The sequence below is a fragment of the Ideonella sp. P3_A4 genome (assembly GCF_056403075.1).
This window is the reverse complement of the sequence record NZ_JBFUGE010000693.1, coordinates 1-2960: the sequence shown is the minus strand read 5'-3', so window position 1 is coordinate 2960 and position 2960 is coordinate 1. Positions and strand designations below refer to the sequence as shown.

At 63.5% G+C, this 2960-nt stretch carries 4 protein-coding genes; 1 reads left to right on the top strand and 3 read right to left on the bottom strand.

Translation table 11 applies throughout. The features are described from left to right. Positions 1–74 precede the first annotated feature (74 nt). Positions 75–692, bottom strand: coding sequence for a cytochrome b (locus AC1DYI_RS31245; RefSeq protein ID WP_477208004.1), 618 nt, complete (start codon positions 690–692; stop codon positions 75–77). Between the two features lie 117 nt (positions 693–809). Between AC1DYI_RS31245 and AC1DYI_RS31240 the strand changes: the two genes are divergently transcribed. Continuing rightward, positions 810–1736: a LysR family transcriptional regulator gene (locus AC1DYI_RS31240; RefSeq protein WP_477208003.1), complete on the top strand. Its 927-nt coding sequence runs from the start codon at positions 810–812 to the stop codon at positions 1734–1736. A gap of 277 nt (positions 1737–2013) precedes the next feature. On the opposite strand, the gene AC1DYI_RS31235 is transcribed toward AC1DYI_RS31240, so the two are convergent. Next, positions 2014–2466, bottom strand: coding sequence for an acyl-CoA thioesterase (locus AC1DYI_RS31235; RefSeq protein WP_477208002.1), 453 nt, complete (start codon positions 2464–2466; stop codon positions 2014–2016). Positions 2467–2541: 75 nt separating this feature from the next. Next, positions 2542–2960 (bottom strand): hypothetical protein (locus AC1DYI_RS31230; RefSeq protein ID WP_477208001.1); only part of this gene is annotated, 419 nt, incomplete at its 5' end.

Genomic DNA, 2960 nt, shown 5'->3' with positions numbered 1-2960 from the left:
GGCCAGGACGGCGAAGTAGACGAGACGAGGGGACTTCATGGAGACTCCTAGGGAAGATTCGGTTGAGGGAGCGTTCAGCGACGACCGGGCCACATGCGGCTCAGCAGGCCATCGCGGTCCCACCACTGGTGCTTCATGGCAGCTGCCGCGTGCAGCAGCGCCAGGCCAATCAATGCGAAGGCGCTGAATTCGTGCCAAGGCCTGATGAGAGCTGCCAGCGCCTTGTCGGCGGGCACGAAGTCGGGAATCGGCAGCACGCCGAACACCACGATGGGGAACCCTGCCGCCGAGCTATAGGCCCAGCCGATGAGCGGTACGGCGAAGAACAGGACGTAGAGCGCGCAGTGGGTCGCCTCGTGCAGCCAGTGCTGCCAGGCGGGCATCGCCGCGGCAATGCGCGCAGGCAAGGCGGGAGGCCGATGGGTCAGGCGCCACATCAGGCGCAGCGCCGACAGAGCCAGGAGGCTCATACCCGCCCACTTGTGCCAGTTGAACAACTTCAGGCGCAGGGGAGAGAACGGCAGGTTGGCCATGTAGAGGCCGACACCGAACACGCCCACGATGGCCAGACCGAGGACCCAGTGCAACACGATGGCCGTGCGGCTGTAGCGCGATGCGGTTCCGGCCGCGGGTTGCGGCTGGGGTTGGCTGGTTTCGCCAAGAGCAGTCGATTCCAGATGGGTGGCTATCACTTCGTATCCTTTGCGGCGATGGCTGCATGGGTACGAATGATGGAGACCGGCCTCCGTTCTGAGAAGCCGGTATATTGAGATGCGAACCATCTGTTTTGAAGATGGAAGGAGGCTCAAATGCTCGACGGCGTCTCCCTGGACCAGCTCAGAACCTTCATCGCCGCGGTGGACGAGGGAAGCTTCTCGGCCGCTGCGCGCAAGCTCAATCGCGTGCAATCAGCCGTCAGCGGCTGGGTCAGCGGGTTGGAGGACCAAATCGGGGTCGTGCTCTTCGACCGCTCAGGAAGATTCCCGAAGCTCACACCCGAAGGTGTGCTGCTGCTTGCCGACGCCCGCAACATCGTGTCTGGCGTGGACACGCTGAAGGCCCGCGCGAAGCTGATGGCGGCAGGCCTGGAGACCGAGCTCTCGGTGGTGGTTGACGTGTTCTTCCCAACCGCGCTCGTCAGCGCGGCGGCCAAGGCATTCGCCAGCCAGTTCCCGCTGACGCCGTTGCGCCTGTTCGTGGAGGGGTTGGGAGCGGCCTATCAACCTGTCCTGGATGGACGGTGCAGTTTGGGCATTCTTTCGACCTTGCCGTCACTGACGTTCCCGTCCTTGGTGAGCGAGYGATTGGGCGAAGTGCCGCTGGTCTCAGTCGCTGCCGCGAGTCATCCCCTTGCCAGCTTTGGCCAGCGGATTCCGAAGCGCGAGTTGGCGAAGCACGTCCAACTCGTGCTCACCGACAGGTCCGACCTCATGGCAGGCAAGGACTACGGCGTCGCGTCGCCATCGACCTGGCGATTGGCGGACCTGTCGACCAAGTACGCGTTCCTCAAAGACTGCCTCGGTTGGGGAGGCATGCCTCTGCACATGGTGCAGAAGGACATCGCTGAGGGAACCTTGGTGGTCCTGGATGTCGATGACATGCCGCGAACCGGGTTCATGTTGACCATGTCTGCTTTTCACCAGGCTTCTGAACCGCCCGGACCCGCGGGTCGCTGGTTAATTGACCATCTGAAGATGTCGTGGGAGCGACACAGTGTGGCCACGCAAGTATCTTGAGCCGGGCCGCTCACAAGCGGTCCCATATGACGGACAGGAAATGGCCGGGAGGAGTCAGCCGCACACGTGGCTCGACMGACCGCACCCCGCTGCGCTGCTGTCATCCGCGAGTTGAAGCTGACCAACTGCTAGGGCTCGCAAGCTGCCCGCCACGCCGCTCGGCCGAGCGGATGATGCATACGACCTCGCATCTACACAACCGATGCGACGTTCCACCAACTGGACAAACCGGCCCGACGTAACCTTGCCGAGGTGCTCTGTGCAAGCGTAGCGATCCTCAATCACCTTCAGGCACTGGACGATCAACAGCCGCTGCCAGATAGACCTCGCAAAACTCCGGCGGCATGCGACGCGGCCGGCCGCTGCTCAGCTCGATGCAGACGAGGTCCCACTGCCCGCGCAGGATCGTGGCCCCATCGCGGTCGCGGATCAGCTGAAAGCGTCGGTTCATTGCCAGCTTGCCGTCGCCGCTGAACAGCCAGGTGCCCAGCGTCATCTCGTCGCCCAGGCCGGACGGCAGCACGTACTCGTACTCGCCGCGCCGAATCGCCATCGCGCGGTCGAGCCGGTGGTAGTCGGCCAAGGCCAACCCCAGCGCCTCGGAGTGCGCCCAGGCCACCTTTTCGCACCATTGCACGTACACCGCGTTGTTGGTGTGGTTCAAGCCATCGATGTCGTGGCCCTGCACGATGGTGGGCAGAGTGAACGGGTTGGGGTAGTCCCAGGGCATAAGACTTCGAGCAGCCAATCTGCGCCGATTCTGTTGCACGCGCGGTGGGCCTACAAGCTGCCCCGCGCGTGGGGGCTATCGCACAAGATCCTTGCCCCCTTCTGACCGCGCCGAGAGCCGATGGGCTTTGTCGTACAGCGCCTTTGCCATTTCTGTGTCGCCCTTGGCCGCATGGGTTTCGGCCAGGCTGTCCCAGGCGTTGGCCGAATCCGGGAAGAGCACGGTATTCAACTTGAAGACGCGCAGCGCGGGATCGATGCCCAAGTTTTCCCGAATGGCATAACCCGTATTGTTGACGGCACTCTCCAGCTCAGAACCGCCAAGGGTCGTGCTCGCCCGGATCGACTTAGCTATCGCGTCTGCATCGCCCTCGGCCGGTGTCTGCAACGCGTAGCCCACCAACGTTTCCGACAACGCTTCCGTCGGGAAACGGTCCGGTGCCACCACTGCCATCGCGCTGTCGACCAGCACACGCGACCAGACATTCCTCACGC

Coding starts and splice junctions, on each gene's coding strand:
- AC1DYI_RS31235 (WP_477208002.1), bottom strand. CDS start 2,466: ATGCCCTGGGACTACCCCAACCCGTTCACTCTGCCCACCATCGTGCAG.